Source organism: Craterilacuibacter sinensis (genome assembly GCF_009831765.1).
Classification (GTDB): Bacteria; Pseudomonadota; Gammaproteobacteria; order Burkholderiales; family Chromobacteriaceae; genus Craterilacuibacter; species Craterilacuibacter sinensis.
The window spans coordinates 29876-46031 of record NZ_WSSB01000018.1; the positions used below are offsets into that span (position 1 = coordinate 29876).

Here is a 16156-nt window from a genome sequence, read left to right on the forward strand (position 1 = left end):
GGCGCGGGTTCGTATTTCATCCTAGACCGGAATTCAGCCCGTGATACCGGCCAGTTCGGCGGTATCGCAAGCAATCACGAATTCTTCATTGGTGTTGATCACCATGGCTTTAGGACCGTTGCCACGGCTGATCACGCCGGCGGTGCCGCGGGTGCAGCGGGCGTTGGCTTCGGCATCGACTTCGATACCGAAAGCCGACAGCTTGGCCAGCGTCATGGCGCGCAGCTTGTCGCTGTTCTCGCCGATGCCGCCGGTGAATACCACGGCGTCCAGACGGTCAAGCGAAGTAGCCAGACCGCCGATATGACGGGCCAGACGATGGGCAAATACTTCCAGCGCAACGATCGAGCCTTCATGGCCTTCGGCCGCGGCTTCTTCCAGCGTACGGCAATCATTGGACAGTTCGGACAGACCCAGCAGACCGGACTCTTTGTTCAGCAGCTTGTCGATGCCGGCCAGATCCAGACCCAGTTTTTCGCCGATATAGGCCAGGCTGCCCGGATCGACATCACCCGAACGCGTACCCATGACCAGACCTTCCAGCGGGGTCATGCCCATGGTGGTGTCTACGCTGGCACCATTCTTGATGGCAGCAGCAGAAGCGCCGTTACCCAGGTGGGCAATCACGATGCCGTGATCAGCGGCGTCCAGGCCCAGTTCGGCGACAGCTGCTTCAGCCACAAAGCGGTGGCTGGTGCCGTGGAAACCGTAACGACGCACACCATGGTCGCGGTACAGCTTCATCGGCAGCGCGTACAGGTAAGCGGCACGCGGCATGGTCTGGTGGAAAGCGGTATCGAACACGGCAACCTGCGGCAGCGCTGGCAGGCAAGCACGCACTACGCGGATACCCAGCAAGTTGGCCGGATTATGCAGTGGCGCCAGTGCGGCGCACGCTTCAATGGCGGTTTCAACTTCAGGAGTGATCAGCGCCGAGGCGTGGAAACGCTCGCCACCATGCACAACGCGATGACCGACAGCGACCACGCTATCCAGCTCGCCACGGGCACGGATATGTTCAATCACAGCTTCCAGTGCCTGATCATGCGCGCCACCGGCAATTGCCAGCGTGCTCTTCTTGCCGTCAGCCTTGAATACGACGCGCGAATCGGCATCGCCCAGGCACTCGGCCAGACCGGACAGGGTTGGCTCTTCCGCACCGACAGGGAACAGACCGAACTTGAGCGACGAGCTGCCGCAGTTAATAACCAGAATCAGGGATTGGCTCATGAGAGTACTTTCAATAAATTAGTAAAATCGGTTTGTCAGGCAGCAAGCGTCAAGCGCTCGCGCTAGCTGACAAAGAAACCGCGTGCGGCAAATTGGCCACGCACACGGGCGACACACTCGGCCGAAGGCGGCAGGGTGTCGGCAAGTTCATACGCCATACCCAGCTCGGTCCACTTGCTCTGGCCCAGCTGATGGAATGGCAGCACCTCTACACGCTCGACGACTTCACCCAGACTGGCGACAAAATCAGCCAGCCGTTCGACATCATCGAAGCCGTCGGTCAGCCCCGGCACCAGCACATAACGGATCCACATTTTCTTGCCCATCTTCGCCATGCGCCGGGCAAAATCCAGCGTCGGCTGCAAAGGCTGGGCCGTGATCTTTTTGTACTGTTCAGGGTCGCTGTGCTTGATGTCCAGCATCACCAGATCCACCGCCTCAAACCAGGCATCCGGCAGGCTCTCGTGCAGATAGCCCTGGGTGTCCAGCGTGGTATGCAGGCCGAAGCGTTCTTTAGCGCCCTTGAATACGGCACCAACAAAGTCGGGCTGCATCATCGGCTCGCCACCGGAAATGGTGACGCCACCGGCAAATTTGAGGAAGCCTGCGTAGGGCTTCAGCTCGGCCAGCGCATCCTCCACGCTCATCTCGCGACCGTGATGCAGCTTCCAGGTGTCCGGGTTATGGCAATACAGGCAGCGGAACTGGCAGCCCGAGGTAAAGAACACGAAGCGTACGCCCGGGCCATCGACGGCCGCACCGGTTTCCAGAGAATGGATAAAACCCTTCACTTCTGTGCGTTCGGCCACAAAGTTGACGGCTATTTCGGTAACAGGCGTAGTCATGAATGTCCTTAATATAAATGACAGCGGGCGGCTTGCGCCGCCCACCAGAAGCAGCTTCCCTGATGGGAAGCTCAGGCTTACATCTTGCCGTGGAAGGTGCGGTTGATCACGTCCAGCTGTTGCTCACGCGTCAGCTTGACGAAGTTCACCGCATAGCCCGACACGCGTACGGTCAGCTGTGGGTACTCTTCCGGGTGTTCCATCGCATCGATCAGCGTGTCACGGTTGAACACGTTGACGTTGACGTGGAAGCCACCAGCGGCAACGTAGCCATCCAGGCAGTTAGCCAGGTTGCGGATACGCTCTTCAGCGGTGTGACCCAGTGCATCCGGCGTCGCCGACGATGTCCAGCTGATACCATCCAGTGCCGCGCTATAAGGAATCTTAGCAACCGAAGCACCGGAAGCAACAAAGCCCTTCACATCACGGCCGTTCATCGGGTTGGCACCCGGCGAGAACGGCTCGCCCGAACGGCGACCGCATGGCGTGTTACCGGTCTTCTTGCCGTACACCACATTAGAGGTGATGGTCAGTACCGACTGGGTCGGGGTCGCATTACGGTAGAAGTGAGGCTGGGCCTTGATCTTCTCCATAAAGGTTTCGGTCAGCCATACTGCGATGCTGTCGGCACGGTCATCATTGTTGCCGTAAGCCGGGTATTCGCCTTCGATTTTGTAATCGACAGCCAAGCCGTCTTCATTACGGATCACGTGAACCTTGGCGTGCTTGATCGCGGACAAGGAATCAGCAGCCACCGACAAGCCGGCAATACCGCAAGCCATGGTGCGCAGGATATCGCGGTCGTGCAGCGCCATCTCGATACGCTCGTACGAGTACTTGTCATGCATGTAGTGGATGGTATTCAGCGCATCGACGTAAGTCTCGACCACCCAGTCCATCATCGGCAGGAACTTGGCCATCACTTCGTCGTAGTCAAGTACGTCGCTGGTGATAGGCTCGAAACCACGGGCCACGGTTGCACCGCTCTTCTCGTCCACACCGCCGTTGATCGCGTACAGCAGGGTCTTGCCCAGGTTGGCGCGAGCACCGAAGAACTGCATCTGCTTACCGATGGCCATGGCCGATACACAGCAGGCGATACCGTAGTCGTCGCCCCACTTCGGACGCATCAGATCGTCGTTTTCGTACTGAATGGCCGAGGTGTCGATAGACACTTTGGCGGCGAAGTCCTTGAAGCCGCGTGGCAACTGAGTCGACCACAATACGGTCAGGTTAGGCTCGGGTGCCGGGCCCAGGTTGTACAGGGTATTCAGGAAACGGAAGCTGTTCTTGGTCACCAGGGTACGGCCATCCAGACCCATACCGGCGATGGACTCGGTCACCCAGGTCGGATCACCCGAGAACAGTGCGTCGTAGTCCGGAGTGCGCAGGAAGCGCACGATACGCAGCTTGATCACCAGATCGTCGATCATCTCCTGCGCCTGCTCTTCATTCAGTACGCCGGCCTTGATATCGCGCTCGATAAAGATATCGAGGAAGGTCGACACGCGGCCGAAGCTCATCGCGGCACCGTTCTGCTCTTTCACTGCGGCCAGATAGGCGAAGTAAGTCCACTGGATCGCTTCGCGCGCCGTCGCGGCAGGGCGGGCGATATCGTAGCCGTACTTGGCAGCCATGACTTTGAGTTCGTTCAGCGCGCGGTACTGCTCGGAGCACTCTTCACGCAGACGGATCACGTCGTCAGTCATCGGCGGCTTGATTGCCATCCAGTCCTTCTTGCGCTCGGCCATCAGGAAGTCGACGCCATACAAGGCAACACGGCGGTAGTCACCAATGATACGACCACGGCCGTAAGCATCCGGCAGACCGGTAATCACACCGGACTTGCGTGCAGCCAGAATAGCCGGCGTGTAGGCATCGAACACACCCTGGTTATGGCTCTTGCGGTACTTTTCCCAGATCTCTTTGACCATAGGATCGATCTTGAAGCCAAAGGCTTCCAGACCGTTTTCAACCATGCGCAGGCCGCCGTTAGGCATGATGGCGCGCTTGAGTGGCGCATCTGTCTGCAGACCAACGATCAGTTCATTCTTTTCATCGATATAACCGGCATCGTGTGCGGTGATGCTGGCGCCACGATCAGCAGATACATCCAGCACGCCACGGGCGCGCTCTTCTTTCAGCAGTACGGACAGCGTGTCCCAGATGCCTTGGGTACGCGCGGTGGCGCCGGCCAGAAAGGCTGCATCGCCCTCGTAAGGGGTGATGTTGTTCTGGATAAAGTCGCGCACATCCACGCGTGCCTGCCAATCACCGGCAACGAACTCTCTCCATGGGTCAACAGCCAGCATTTCCTTGTTTGCAGCGTCCATCTTTTGCGTCTCCTAGTTCATCTTCGAACATGATATGTAACAAATTGAATACATGTTAAGTCGAAAACGAAAGCGATTACTTGATCTACGTCAAAAACAAATTTCTCCACGCAACGAAAATAGTGGCAGGGAAAATTTATATTTTGACGTTACTCATTGATAGGAAAGGATTTTAATACAAAAGTGACGTCAAACACCAGTCTGACTCTGACTGAAAAACGACAACAAGCGTCAAGCCACGAACGAATCAGGCCAAAAGCAGTTTCGAAAACGCAAAACGGGTTTTCAAAACGTCATAAAATCCGAAACAACTAAACCACTCACCGATAACACCATGAGCCATACTTACTCTCTCGACTATGTCGCCCAGCAAGCCAGTGCCAAACGCACGGTTCTACGAACCGCAACTGCCCGCTATTTTCTTTCTGCCGCCTTTGCCGGTGCGCTGATTGCCCTCGTCCTCGCCGTCAGCATGCGACTGGGCCAGCTGTTTCACAGCAATGGCTCGCCTTACTACGCCATCGCCTACTCCGCCTTCTTCGGCACGGCACTGGTTGCCATCATTGTCTCCAAGACCGAACTGTTTACCAGCAATGTGATGTATATGACCTTGGGCAAACTGACCGGCCGCGTCAGCAGCGGCGAGATGCTGGCGAGCTGGAGTACGGTCTACTTCGGCAACTTGGCCGGCATCTTGCTGTTTACCGTGGTATGGATGCAGACCGGCGGCCTGGGCGACTACCCTGCCGACCATGTGGCCAGCCAGATCGCAGCCGTCAAAACCGGCGCGCCGTTTATGAAGATTTTCTGGAAAGGGGTGTTGTGTAACTGGATCATCTGCCTGGCCGTCTGGCTGCCGATGAAACTGGAAAACGAGATGGCCAAAATCGCTTTGGTGTTCCTGCTGGTATTCGCCTTCTTCTTCTCCGGCTTCGAGCACAGCATCGCCAATATGGCACTCTTTAGTCTGGTCGTCGCCCATGCGCCCGAAGCGCTGTCGTTCGCCGACATCATGCACAACATGCTGCCGGCAACACTGGGCAATATCGTTGGCGGCGGCATCGGCGTTGCCTTACTGGCCTTTATGCTCGAGCGCCACACGCTAAGCACGCCTGCCGCGACCGCACAAAAACAGGCCGACAAACTGAACCCGGCTATCTCCTAAGCTTTAAACCATCACCTCCACGCGCTAGCGCGGAGGTGATGCGCTTTGCACCTGATCCCCACCTCTCCAGCAAGGCTTTCGCGCCAAGCGACCCGTAGCAAGCCACAAGCAAGTACAGACCACACGTCGCATGACCAAACCGCAGCTAAGCGAAAAAGCAAAAGGGGTTTGCAGCCTAAGCTGCAAACCCCTGATTTTGCTATTCAAATTTCTGGTGGGCCCTATCGGACTTGAACCGATGACCAAAGGATTATGAGTCCTCTGCTCTAACCAACTGAGCTAAAGGCCCGATCGCAAGCGATTATACCAGAATTTCCGGTAAATGCAGCTTACTTACTGACCATTTGGCTCGTTATCGAGAAAGCTCTTCAGCCGCTCGGAACGCGTCGGATGGCGCAGCTTGCGCAATGCCTTGGCTTCAATCTGACGGATACGCTCGCGTGTCACATCAAACTGCTTGCCTACCTCTTCCAACGTATGGTCGGTATTCATGTCGATACCGAAACGCATACGCAGGACTTTGGCTTCGCGTGGCGTCAGTGACTCGAGCACCTCCTTGGTCGCCTCACGCAAACTGGAATACATCGCCGCATCCGAAGGGGTGATAGTCACCGCATCCTCAATGAAGTCGCCCAGATGGGAATCGTCATCGTCACCGATAGGCGTTTCCATCGAGATCGGCTCTTTGGAGATCTTCATGATCTTGCGGATTTTCTCTTCCGGCATTTCCATGCGCTCGGCCAGCTCGGCCGGATCCGGCTCGTGCCCGGTTTCCTGCAAGATCTGGCGGCTGATACGATTCATCTTGTTGATGGTTTCGATCATATGCACAGGAATGCGGATCGTGCGCGCCTGGTCGGCAATCGAACGGGTAATCGCCTGACGGATCCACCAGGTTGCATAGGTCGAGAACTTGTAACCGCGACGGTATTCAAACTTGTCCACCGCCTTCATCAGGCCGATATTGCCTTCCTGGATCAGGTCGAGGAATTGCAGACCACGGTTGGTATACTTTTTGGCGATCGAAATCACCAGACGTAAGTTGGCTTCGATCATCTCGCGCTTAGCCAGACGCGCCTTCTTCTCGCCCGCCGCCATCTGGCGGTTGATTTCCTTCAGCGCCGGAATCGTCAGCATGGCGCGCAACTGGACGTCGGACAGACGTGTCTGACGCTCGATAATCGCGTGCTTGAAGCGCTCCAGTGTTTCGGACCAGGCCTTGCCGGATTCGATTTCCTTCACCACCCAGTCAACGTTGATTTCGTTACCGGGGAAACTCTTGATGAAGTGGCTACGATCCATGCGCACACGCTGCACGCAGATATCCTGAATTTCACGCTCATGCGAACGCACTTCAGCGACCAGCGAGCGCAGGGAGTCACACAGGCTTTCAATCTGGCGCGTAGCAAAACGCACCTGCATAAAGGCATCGGTAATCTGCTGCTGGCAAGCTTGGGCGGCCTTGGCATCGGATTTCTGCAGCGCGGCGGTCAAGCCGGCATATTGCACGCGCACATCGGCAAAGAATTCGATCGCCTGCAATTTGAGCGCAAGCAGGTTAGCGGCATTGATGCTTTCAGCATCGGCCTCTTCATCTTCCTCTTCCGGCTCGTCATCATCCGGCATTTCGTCGTCTTCCGGCTCGGAAAACTCGGTCTCTGCCTCAACGCTGGCATTCGGATCGATAAAGCCATCAACAACTTCGTCGATGCGCATCTCTTCGCGCTCGACCTTGTCCATCAGCGTCAGCACTTCGGCAATCGTGCCGGGGCATGCCGAGATGGACTGGATCATGTACTTGAGGCCGTCTTCGATCCGCTTGGCGATTTCGATTTCGCCCTCACGGGTCAGCAGCTCAACCGTACCCATTTCACGCATATACATGCGTACAGGGTCGGTGGTGCGACCGAACTCGGCATCAACCGACGACAAGGCGGCCTCAGCTTCTTCAACCGCATCCTCGTCGGTGACCGCTGCCGGAGCATCGGTCATCAGCAGGGTATCAGCATCCGGCGCCTCTTCGGTCACCCGGATACCCAGACCACCGATCATGACGATGATATTTTCGATCTGCTCGGCGTCGGACACGTCTTCCGGCAGATGGTCATTGATTTCAGCGAATGTGAGGTAGCCACGCTCCTTGCCCAGCGCAATCAGCTGGCGCAAGCGCTTGCGCTGCTCTTCCAGGCTCAACTGAGGATTGTCCTGGTTGTCCTGCACATCTTTATCGATTTTGGGGGAAGCCGCCATTTCGTTTCCTGCTTGAAAAAAAGCCGAAAAAAACAATTGAGTATATCACAGCCCGTTATTTCAACGGATTGTGTACCGCCCGCGCCGCCATGCGGCGCATCAGTTCCTGCAACAAACGTTTATCTTCATCACTCAGATGCTCAAGCCCGCGCACCGACAATTGCCGGTATAGCGCGTCATCACACGCATCCATCATTCTGGAGAAGCCGCTCTTGAACATATCCAGATCAAACTCGTCCGGATTGGCAAGTTCTGCCGGATCCCGCAACGATGCCTGCAACACAGAGTCAATCTGCGATTCAAACGGTGTACCACGAAAATTCTCGGCCAATTGCGCACTGGTCGGCGTGCTGACACACGCTTGCGCCCGCTCGATCAAGGCAGCCAGACAGGCAATATCACCCGACAGGGGCAAACTATCACGCACCTCGACTTCATTGGCCCAAGCCGGATTCATCACCAGCCACTTGATCAGACGCCGAACGGTAGACATCACATCCGGCTGCGCCGATTGGCGCGGCAAACGGTATTCGCGCCGGCCACGCGCTGGAGCCTTGCGCTGGCCGGTCATCATGTCGAATTCGTCGACCTCCACACCCACCAGTTCGGCCAGACGCTTGCGGATAATGAAACCCAAGGCCGGCGCTGTAATCTGCGCCAGCAAAGGCATGGCCTGCTTGACCAGATCGGCCCGCCCCTCCGGGGTGGACATATCAACCCGCCGCGTCAGCTCGCGCGTCAGATAACCCGACAAGGGTACACTGGCTTCACTAAGCTGACGTTCAAACGCCTCGGTGCCGTACTCGCGGATATACGAGTCCGGATCATGCGCCTCCGGCAAAAACAGAAAGCTCAAAGACTTGCCGTCAACCAGGAACGGCAAACTGTTTTCCAACGCCCGCCAAGCCGCCTTCTGTCCGGCTTTGTCGCCATCAAAGCAGAACACGACCTGATCAGCGTGTTTGAGCAACTTGCGCACATGCTCGCCGGTCGTTGCCGTGCCCAGTGTCGCGACCGCATACGCCACACCATACTGCGCCAGCGCCACTACATCCATATAGCCTTCGACCACCAGCACACGGTTGTGCTCGCGTATCGCCTGGCGTGCCTCATACAGACCGTAAAGCTCGCGCCCCTTCTCGAACAGCGGCGTCTCCGGCGAGTTCAGGTATTTGGGCTCGCCCTGACCCAGCACCCGCCCACCAAAACCGATGATGACGCCACGCTGGTTGCGAATGGGAAACATCACCCGACCGCGGAAGCGGTCGTAACGCTTACCTTCATCACCCGCGATCACCAGCCCCGCCTCGACCAGATATTCCTCCTGGTAATCAGGCACAATCGCGGCCAGATTTTGCCAGGCATCGGGCGCATACCCCAAGGCGAAGCGCGCGGCAATTTCGCCGGACAAACCTCGTCCCTTCAGGTAACTGACGGCAGCAGGCGAAGATTTCAACTGCTGCTTGAAATAAACCGCAGCAGCGGCAAGGATTTCTTCAAGCGACAAACGACGCGCACGCGCTGCTTGCTCTGCCTGCGGATCGGCATGCCGCACTTCCGGCACCGGCATGGACACACTATCTGCCAGCACGCGCACCGCATCGACAAAACCCAGCCCCTGATACTCCATGACAAAGCCGATGGCCGAGCCATGCATGCCACACCCAAAGCAATGATAGAACTGCTTGGACGGGCTAACCGTAAAAGAGGGAGATTTTTCCTTGTGGAACGGACAGCACGCCAAGTAGTTCTGCCCCGCTTTTTTCAGCGGGACATAACGATCCACCACGTCAACAATGTCGACGCGGGTCAGCAGCTGATCGATAAAATCCTGCGGGATCATCCGCGCACCTTAAGCAACAAGGCGGGCCTTGATCAGAGCCGACACGGCGGCCATATCGGCACGGCCAGCCAGTTGCGGACGCAACAGCGCCATAACCTTGCCCATATCCTGCATGCCGGCAGCACCGCTGCTCTCAACGGCGGCTTCAATCAGTGCATTGATTTCAGCAATGCTCAACTGCTGTGGCAGATAATCGGCCAGCACGACCATCTCGGCCTTTTCCTGCTCCGCCAGGTCCTGACGGCCACCCGCCTCGTATTGCGTTACCGAGTCGCGGCGCTGCTTGAGCATCTTGTCGACCACCGCCACGATGGCAGCGTCGTCCAGTTCGATACGCTCATCGACTTCCTTCTGCTTGATCGCCGCCATCAACAAGCGAATGGCGGACAAACGCACGGCATCTCTGGCCTTCATGGCCGTCTTCATGTCGTCAGTGATACGTGATTTCAGGCTCATATCGTGCTTTCAGAAGAGACAGCGGCCGACATGAAGCCGGCCGCAGAAATGCGGAACTACAAAAGGCAAAACCGCAGACAAAGCCTGCGGTCCTGTAAATCAACCGTACGTAAAGCTTAGAACATCTTTGGTGGCAGCTGTTGGCTACGGATGCGCTTGTAGTGGCGCTTCACGGCAGCAGCAGCTTTACGCTTGCGCTCGGTGGTTGGCTTTTCGTAGAACTCGCGCGCACGCAGTTCGGTCAGCAGACCGGTTTTTTCTACGGAGCGCTTGAAACGGCGCATTGCTACTTCAAACGGTTCATTCTCTTTTACGCGAACAGTCGGCATCGACAGGGATCCTTAAAATCTTGGGTAAGCTAAATGCTTGATAAAACCGGTATTTTAGCAACGGAATCCTTTTTGATAAAGTCCTGGATTCCGAAGTTCGTCATTTGAGTGCACCATGCACGACAAACGACTGAAAAAATCACCCCCTCACTAGGAGAAATGGTGTTGCAATTGGTCGAAACAAAACGCGGCCAGCGTAGGCGCCGGGTCGGCCTCGGCCATCGGCAGCACGTACTCGAAAGTGCGGGCTTCACGCAGGGCTGAAACTTATACCGGACTCGCAGCAAAAAGTCGAGGCCTATCCGCGCCTGATGTTATTACGGCACAGCAGGCTCGTCACCCGCGCTTAGCACTAATCACGCTGCCTAACTGCCCCACGGCGGCAAGCACCCGGTCAAGATGAACCAGATCCCCCACCTGCAGACGGAAATGGATATGGATATAACCCTCACCCGCCGAGCCATCCTGCGTGTCTACGCTTTCGATATTGGCGGCAGCGCCGGAAATTGCCGATGCGATATCGGCTAGCGTGCCGCGCTCATTACGCGCCAATACGCTGACCGTCACCGCAAACATGCGATCCCGCTGCGTATCCCAGGTTACTTCCAGTAATTTATCCTGATCGAAACGCAGGATATTGGCACACAGGCTGCGATGGATAATCAGCCCCTGCCCCTTGGCAATCGCACCGACAATTTCGTCACCCGGAATAGGACTGCAACACGTAGCCAGTTGTATCGTGCCGCTCTCATTGCCACGAATGGCGATGGCCGACACGCGCACCGACTCGCCGGACTTGCGCCCGGCAAGCTCAACCAGACGCCTCGCTACGGCGATAGGCAGCAACTTGCCCACCCCGATCTCGGCCAGCACCTCGCGGAACGAGCCCAGATTATCGCCATACAGCGCTATATACTCGCCCTGCAGCGCGTCAACGTCGGCCAGCGGCGTCATTACCAGCGCACCCAAAGCCTGCTTAAGCAGGCGCTCACCCAGCAGCGATGCTTCAGTGGTCTGCAAGCTCTTTAAATAACTGCGTATGCACGAGCGCGCTCGGCCACTGGCGACAAAATTCAGCCACGAAGGATTTGGCTTAGCCTGGGTCGAGGTGATTACCTCGACACTATCTCCGTTTCGCAATACCGTACGCAACGGCACCAGTGCATGATTAACGCGTGACGCGATACAGCGGTGTCCCACATCGGTATGTACCGCATAGGCAAAATCGACCGGAGTCGAGCCCTGCGGCAAGACCAGAATCTTGCCCTTAGGAGTAAATACGTATACCTCGTCCGGAAACAGATCGATCTTGATGTGCTCGAAAAACTCGATCGCATCGTCACTTTCGGCCTGGATATCAAGGATGCTCTGCAACCATTGGTGCGTACGCTGATGCGCCGCATCCAGACTGCCGTCACCACTCTTGTACATCCAGTGCGAAGCGATGCCCGCCTCGGCTACCGCATTCATCTCGCGAGTACGGATCTGCATTTCCACCGGCGTACCATAAGGGCCGAACAAGGTGGTATGCAGACTTTGATAGCCGTTCCCCTTGGGAATCGCGATATAGTCCTTGAACTTGCCCGGCAAAGGCTTGTACAGACTATGCAGCGCACCCAAACTCAGATAACAACTGGGAATATCATTGACTACCACGCGGAAACCGTAGATATCCAGCACCTCGGAAAACGACAGGTTTTTCTCCTGCATTTTCTTGTAGATGCTGTAAAGATTCTTTTCCCGCCCCTTGACCACCGCTTCGATCTTGTTCTCGGCCAAGCGCTGGCTGACCGCTTCCAGAATCTTGTTGACGATCTCGCGCCGGTTACCTCGCGCCGCGCGTACCGCCTTGGCCAGCACGGTATAGCGCGTAGGGTAAAGATGCTTGAACGCCAGGTCCTGCAACTCGCGATAGACCTTATTCAGACCGATGCGGTTGGCAATCGGCGCATAAATTTCCAGCGTTTCCAAAGCGATGCGCTTGCGTTTGTCCTCACGCATCGAATCCAGTGTGCGCATATTGTGCAAGCGATCGGCCAGCTTGACGATAATCACGCGCACGTCGCGCGCCATCGCCAGCACCATCTTGCGGAAGTTTTCCGCTTGCGCATCTTCCTTGGTCTGGTACTCCAGCCGCTCCAGCTTGGACAGCCCATCCACCAGATCGGCAATAGTCTTGCCAAAATGCTCAGTCAACGTGGGCTTGGATACTCCGGTGTCTTCCAGCACATCATGCAATAAGGCTGCGGCCACCCCTTGCGCATCCATGCGCCAGTCGACCAGCATCTGGGCCACCGCCAGCGGATGGGTGATATAAGGCTCGCCGCTTTTGCGCGTCTGACCCTCGTGCGCCTCGCGACTGACATCGAATGCCTGACGCAATAGCTGCACATCTTCCGGCTTCAGATAGGCGACTGCCGACTCAAGCAAAGCCGACGCCGCCGTATCTATCATGGCCTGATAATCAATGGTGGGTGCGCTATCCAGCTGCATACCTAGGAGATATCCGGGGCAATCAGCCCTTATTACGGGTCAGAATTTCGCGGCCGACATGACCGGCAGCAATTTCGCGCAAAGCCACCACGGTCGGCTTGTTGCGACCGGGTTCAACAAAAGTCGTTCCGCCCGAAGCAACCTGGCGGGCACGATACGCGGCAGCCAAAGTCAGGTCGAAACGGTTCTGGATACGGTCGAGGCAGTCATCAACGGTAATACGGGCCATGGGGTTTACCTCTTTCAAGAATGGTGGAAACTATATGTGATTTTGCCGGATTGACCAATTTTTTCAGCCGGCAGGCTGCATCTGCGCCAACACCCGCGCCAGACGCTCGCACTGGCGCGGTGCACGCAACTGCACCGCGCGAACAACAGCGAGCAAATCCGTGCGTGCTTGCTCGAACTCATCATTAACCACGATGTAATCATACTCGCCGACCAGAGCGATCTCGGCACGCGCCTCGGCCAGGCGGCGCTCGACCACCTCGGTACTGTCGGTACCACGGCCACGCAAACGGCTCTCCAGCACTTGCAGGCTAGGCGGCAGAATAAAGATACCGACCGCATCGGGGAATATCTCGCGCACCTGACGCGCCCCCTGCCAGTCGATTTCTAACAGAATGTCGTGACCAGCTGCCGTACGCTCGCGGATCCAGCGCACGCTGGTACCGTAGTAATTGCCGTACACCTCGGCGTACTCGAGAAAATCACCGGCCGCAATCATCGCTTCGAATGCGTCGCGCGACACAAAATGATAATGCTGACCGTCGACCTCGCCGGCGCGCGGCGCGCGCGTAGTAAAAGAGACCGAGAGTTCGACATCGGATGCTGCCTTGAGTAACGCCGCCACCAGTGAAGTCTTGCCGGCACCGGACGGTGCTACCACGATAAAGATGCTACCGGTCGACATACTCATGGGCTGGCTCTCTGTAAACTTGGACTAATATTTCAGGTTACCACAAGAGAGGGCCATCTTTAAAGAGAAGCACTTGGAACTCCCGCACTCTCCTAATGATAAATCGTATAAAATAGCCAACTCATAAAAAACTGAAATGCCGCCGAGGGTGCACGACATGCAAGTTCTAGAGAGCCTGTTCAAACTTAAAGAACATGGAACCACGGTCAAAACGGAAGTCATCGCCGGGATTACCACCTTCCTGACCATGGCCTACATCGTTCTGGTCAACCCCGCCATCCTGTCGGCAACCGGCATGGATATCAATGCCGTCTTTGTCGCCACTTGTCTGGCCGCCGCGCTGGGCACCAGTATTATGGCGCTGGTTGCGAACTACCCGATTGCACTGGCACCGGGCATGGGGCTGAATGCCTACTTTACCTTCACCGTGGTGCAGGGCATGGGCGTTTCATGGGAAACCGCGCTGGGCGCCGTGTTCCTGTCCGGCCTGGTCTTTCTCGCCGTCAGCCTGTTTAAAGTGCGCGAGGCCATGGTCAATGCCATTCCGCAATCGCTCAAATTCGGCATTTCTGCCGGCGTCGGCATGTTCCTGGCGATTATCGGCCTGAAAAACGCAGGTGTGATTGCCGCTCACCCTGCGACGCTGATCACGCTGGGGGATATCCACAACCCGACCACTCTCTTGGCGATTCTCGGCTTTTTCATGATCGTGGCCCTCGAATACCGCAAGGTACCCGGCGCCATCATCCTGAGCATTATCCTGATCACCACACTCTCCATTACGCTGGGACTGTCGACCTTCGAAGGCATTTTTGCGCCAGTGCCAAGCCTCGCGCCCACCTGGATGGCCATGGATATTCAGGGCGCGCTCAATGCTGGTTTGCTGGGCGTGATCTTCGTCTTTTTCTTTGTCGACCTGTTTGACACCACCGGCACCCTGGTTGGCGTTTCGCACCGTGCCGGCCTGCTGGACAAAGACGGCAAACTGCCTCGCCTCAAGCGCGCCCTCTTGGCTGACTCGATCGCCATCACCGCCGGCGCGGCCATGGGCACCTCTTCCACCACTGCCTATGTCGAATCGGCTGCAGGCACCGCCGTGGGTGGCCGCACCGGCCTGACTTCGCTCACCGTTGCCTTGCTGTTTCTGGCTTGCCTGTGGCTGTCGCCGCTGGCCAAGACCGTGCCGGCGTATGCCACCGCCCCCGCACTTTGCTATGTAGCGGTGCTGATGACACGCGGTCTGGCCGAGATCAAGTGGGAAGACCTGACCGAGGCGGCACCCGCTGTGATGACTGCACTGGCCATGCCTTTCACCTTCTCCATCGCAGATGGCATTGCCTTTGGCTTTATCAGCTTTACCGCCATCAAACTGCTGGCTGGCCGCGCCAAGGATCTGAGCCCGGCAGTATTGGTAATTACCGCCATGTGGATTTTCAAACTGGCCTTTTTCCACTAAGCTGCCAGCTATCTTCCATCAACAAGGGGCGCCTCGAGCGCCCCTTGTACATACCCGTCCACAAACTTGTACAATGGCGGGTAACCCTTGTACGGACCGCATCATGGACAACCTCAGCAATATCGACTACGCGAGCTACCTCAAGGGCTGGATTCGCGCCGTTCCCAACTGGCCGCACGATGGCGTGATGTTCCGCGACATCACCCCGCTGCTGCAAAACCCCAAGACCTTCCGCATGCTGATCGACATCTTCGTCCATCGCTATATGGATCAGAAGATCGACCTGGTTGCAGGTCTGGATGCGCGCGGCTTTATTATCGGCTCGGTGCTGGCTTACGAGCTCAATGTCGGCTTCATTCCAATCCGCAAAAAAGGCAAACTGCCTTTCACCACGGTGGCGGAAGAGTACGAACTGGAATATGGCAACGCCACCGTAGAAATGCATACCGATGCCTGCAAGCCAGGTGACCGTGTATTACTGATCGACGATCTGGTCGCCACCGGCGGCACAATGATGGCCGGCTACCATCTGCTGCAAAAGCTGGGTGCAGAAGTAGTCGAGGCGGCAGCCATTATCGAACTGCCCGAACTGGGCGGCGCCAAACTGGTGCGCGATGATGGCCTGTCGCTGTTTACCGTGTGCTCATTTGGCGGAATTTAAAGCTCTTTCCCGCAGCGAAAACCGCAGCCTCTTGCTGCGGTTTTTTTTGTCGGAGGCATACGAAAAAAGGCTGCCCTGAGGCAGCCTTTTTGTTTGGTGAACCCAGCCTAACGGCTTAGTACCACTCGATACCTTCTTTTTCGGTCGAGATCACGGTACCGGCTTCGCCTTTAACG

General features: G+C 56.8%; 13 protein-coding genes and 1 tRNA gene. 3 read left to right on the forward strand and 11 right to left on the reverse strand.

The genetic code is table 11. From position 1 onward, the window contains the following. Positions 1 to 33 precede the first annotated feature (33 nt). The 3 genes from GQF02_RS14910 to pflB all read right to left on the reverse strand — a co-directional run bounded on the left by GQF02_RS14910 (position 34) and on the right by pflB (position 4408). On the reverse strand, positions 34 to 1230 hold the full coding sequence (locus GQF02_RS14910) for an acetate/propionate family kinase (protein WP_160798194.1): 1197 nt from the start codon (positions 1228 to 1230) through the stop codon (positions 34 to 36). Positions 1231 to 1292: 62 nt separating this feature from the next. Further along, positions 1293 to 2075 carry a pyruvate formate-lyase-activating protein gene (pflA, locus tag GQF02_RS14915; RefSeq protein WP_160798196.1) on the reverse strand — a complete coding sequence of 261 codons (783 nt, stop codon included), beginning with the start codon at positions 2073 to 2075 and terminating at the stop codon, positions 1293 to 1295. A 77-nt stretch (positions 2076 to 2152) separates the two neighbouring features. Next, positions 2153 to 4408 (reverse strand): formate C-acetyltransferase, encoded by a 2256-nt coding sequence (gene pflB / locus GQF02_RS14920; protein WP_124735136.1) that lies wholly within the window; start codon positions 4406 to 4408, stop codon positions 2153 to 2155. A gap of 334 nt (positions 4409 to 4742) precedes the next feature. Here pflB and GQF02_RS14925 point away from each other — a divergent pair, with 334 nt between their 5' ends. Beyond that, positions 4743 to 5573 carry a formate/nitrite transporter family protein gene (locus GQF02_RS14925; RefSeq protein WP_124735137.1) on the forward strand — a complete coding sequence of 277 codons (831 nt, stop codon included), beginning with the start codon at positions 4743 to 4745 and terminating at the stop codon, positions 5571 to 5573. A 212-nt stretch (positions 5574 to 5785) separates the two neighbouring features. Here the strand turns inward: GQF02_RS14925 and GQF02_RS14930 are convergent. From GQF02_RS14930 to gmk, 8 genes are all read right to left on the reverse strand, one after another. Next, positions 5786 to 5862, reverse strand: a tRNA-Ile gene (locus GQF02_RS14930). Between the two features lie 44 nt (positions 5863 to 5906). Continuing rightward, positions 5907 to 7823 (reverse strand): RNA polymerase sigma factor RpoD, encoded by a 1917-nt coding sequence (gene rpoD, locus GQF02_RS14935; RefSeq protein ID WP_124735138.1) that lies wholly within the window; start codon positions 7821 to 7823, stop codon positions 5907 to 5909. A 55-nt stretch (positions 7824 to 7878) separates the two neighbouring features. Beyond that, positions 7879 to 9666 carry a DNA primase gene (gene dnaG, locus GQF02_RS14940; protein WP_160798198.1) on the reverse strand — a complete coding sequence of 596 codons (1788 nt, stop codon included), beginning with the start codon at positions 9664 to 9666 and terminating at the stop codon, positions 7879 to 7881. Positions 9667 to 9675: 9 nt separating this feature from the next. Then, complete coding sequence (locus GQF02_RS14945; RefSeq protein WP_160798200.1) at positions 9676 to 10122, reverse strand: GatB/YqeY domain-containing protein; 447 nt, start codon at positions 10120 to 10122, stop codon at positions 9676 to 9678. Between the two features lie 116 nt (positions 10123 to 10238). Continuing rightward, positions 10239 to 10451, reverse strand: a complete 213-nt coding sequence (gene rpsU / locus GQF02_RS14950; protein ID WP_124735141.1) for a 30S ribosomal protein S21 — start codon at positions 10449 to 10451, stop codon at positions 10239 to 10241. Between the two features lie 336 nt (positions 10452 to 10787). Further along, positions 10788 to 12944: a RelA/SpoT family protein gene (locus GQF02_RS14955; RefSeq protein WP_160798202.1), complete on the reverse strand. Its 2157-nt coding sequence runs from the start codon at positions 12942 to 12944 to the stop codon at positions 10788 to 10790. Positions 12945 to 12966: 22 nt separating this feature from the next. Then, positions 12967 to 13173, reverse strand: coding sequence for a DNA-directed RNA polymerase subunit omega (gene rpoZ, locus GQF02_RS14960; RefSeq protein ID WP_124735143.1), 207 nt, complete (start codon positions 13171 to 13173; stop codon positions 12967 to 12969). Between the two features lie 63 nt (positions 13174 to 13236). After that, positions 13237 to 13863 carry a guanylate kinase gene (gene gmk, locus GQF02_RS14965; RefSeq protein WP_160798204.1) on the reverse strand — a complete coding sequence of 209 codons (627 nt, stop codon included), beginning with the start codon at positions 13861 to 13863 and terminating at the stop codon, positions 13237 to 13239. A 157-nt stretch (positions 13864 to 14020) separates the two neighbouring features. Here gmk and GQF02_RS14970 point away from each other — a divergent pair, with 157 nt between their 5' ends. Next, positions 14021 to 15319 carry an NCS2 family permease gene (locus GQF02_RS14970; protein WP_160798206.1) on the forward strand — a complete coding sequence of 433 codons (1299 nt, stop codon included), beginning with the start codon at positions 14021 to 14023 and terminating at the stop codon, positions 15317 to 15319. 103 nt (positions 15320 to 15422) lie between these two features. Beyond that, a complete protein-coding gene (locus tag GQF02_RS14975) occupies positions 15423 to 15980 on the forward strand; it encodes an adenine phosphoribosyltransferase (RefSeq protein WP_124735146.1) in 558 nt (185 codons plus the stop codon). Positions 15981 to 16156: the final 176 nt, after the last annotated feature.

Bases quoted from the DNA above. Each gene is read 5' to 3' on its own strand.
- GQF02_RS14910 (WP_160798194.1), bottom strand. From the start codon at position 1,230: ATGAGCCAATCCCTGATTCTGGTTATTAACTGCGGCAGCTCGTCGCTC.
- pflA (WP_160798196.1), bottom strand. From the start codon at position 2,075: ATGACTACGCCTGTTACCGAAATAGCCGTCAACTTTGTGGCCGAACGC.
- pflB (WP_124735136.1), bottom strand. From the start codon at position 4,408: ATGGACGCTGCAAACAAGGAAATGCTGGCTGTTGACCCATGGAGAGAG.
- GQF02_RS14925 (WP_124735137.1), top strand. From the start codon at position 4,743: ATGAGCCATACTTACTCTCTCGACTATGTCGCCCAGCAAGCCAGTGCC.
- rpoD (WP_124735138.1), bottom strand. From the start codon at position 7,823: ATGGCGGCTTCCCCCAAAATCGATAAAGATGTGCAGGACAACCAGGAC.
- dnaG (WP_160798198.1), bottom strand. From the start codon at position 9,666: ATGATCCCGCAGGATTTTATCGATCAGCTGCTGACCCGCGTCGACATT.
- GQF02_RS14945 (WP_160798200.1), bottom strand. From the start codon at position 10,122: ATGAGCCTGAAATCACGTATCACTGACGACATGAAGACGGCCATGAAG.
- rpsU (WP_124735141.1), bottom strand. From the start codon at position 10,451: ATGCCGACTGTTCGCGTAAAAGAGAATGAACCGTTTGAAGTAGCAATG.
- GQF02_RS14955 (WP_160798202.1), bottom strand. From the start codon at position 12,944: ATGCAGCTGGATAGCGCACCCACCATTGATTATCAGGCCATGATAGAT.
- rpoZ (WP_124735143.1), bottom strand. From the start codon at position 13,173: ATGGCCCGTATTACCGTTGATGACTGCCTCGACCGTATCCAGAACCGT.
- gmk (WP_160798204.1), bottom strand. From the start codon at position 13,863: ATGAGTATGTCGACCGGTAGCATCTTTATCGTGGTAGCACCGTCCGGT.
- GQF02_RS14970 (WP_160798206.1), top strand. From the start codon at position 14,021: ATGCAAGTTCTAGAGAGCCTGTTCAAACTTAAAGAACATGGAACCACG.
- GQF02_RS14975 (WP_124735146.1), top strand. From the start codon at position 15,423: ATGGACAACCTCAGCAATATCGACTACGCGAGCTACCTCAAGGGCTGG.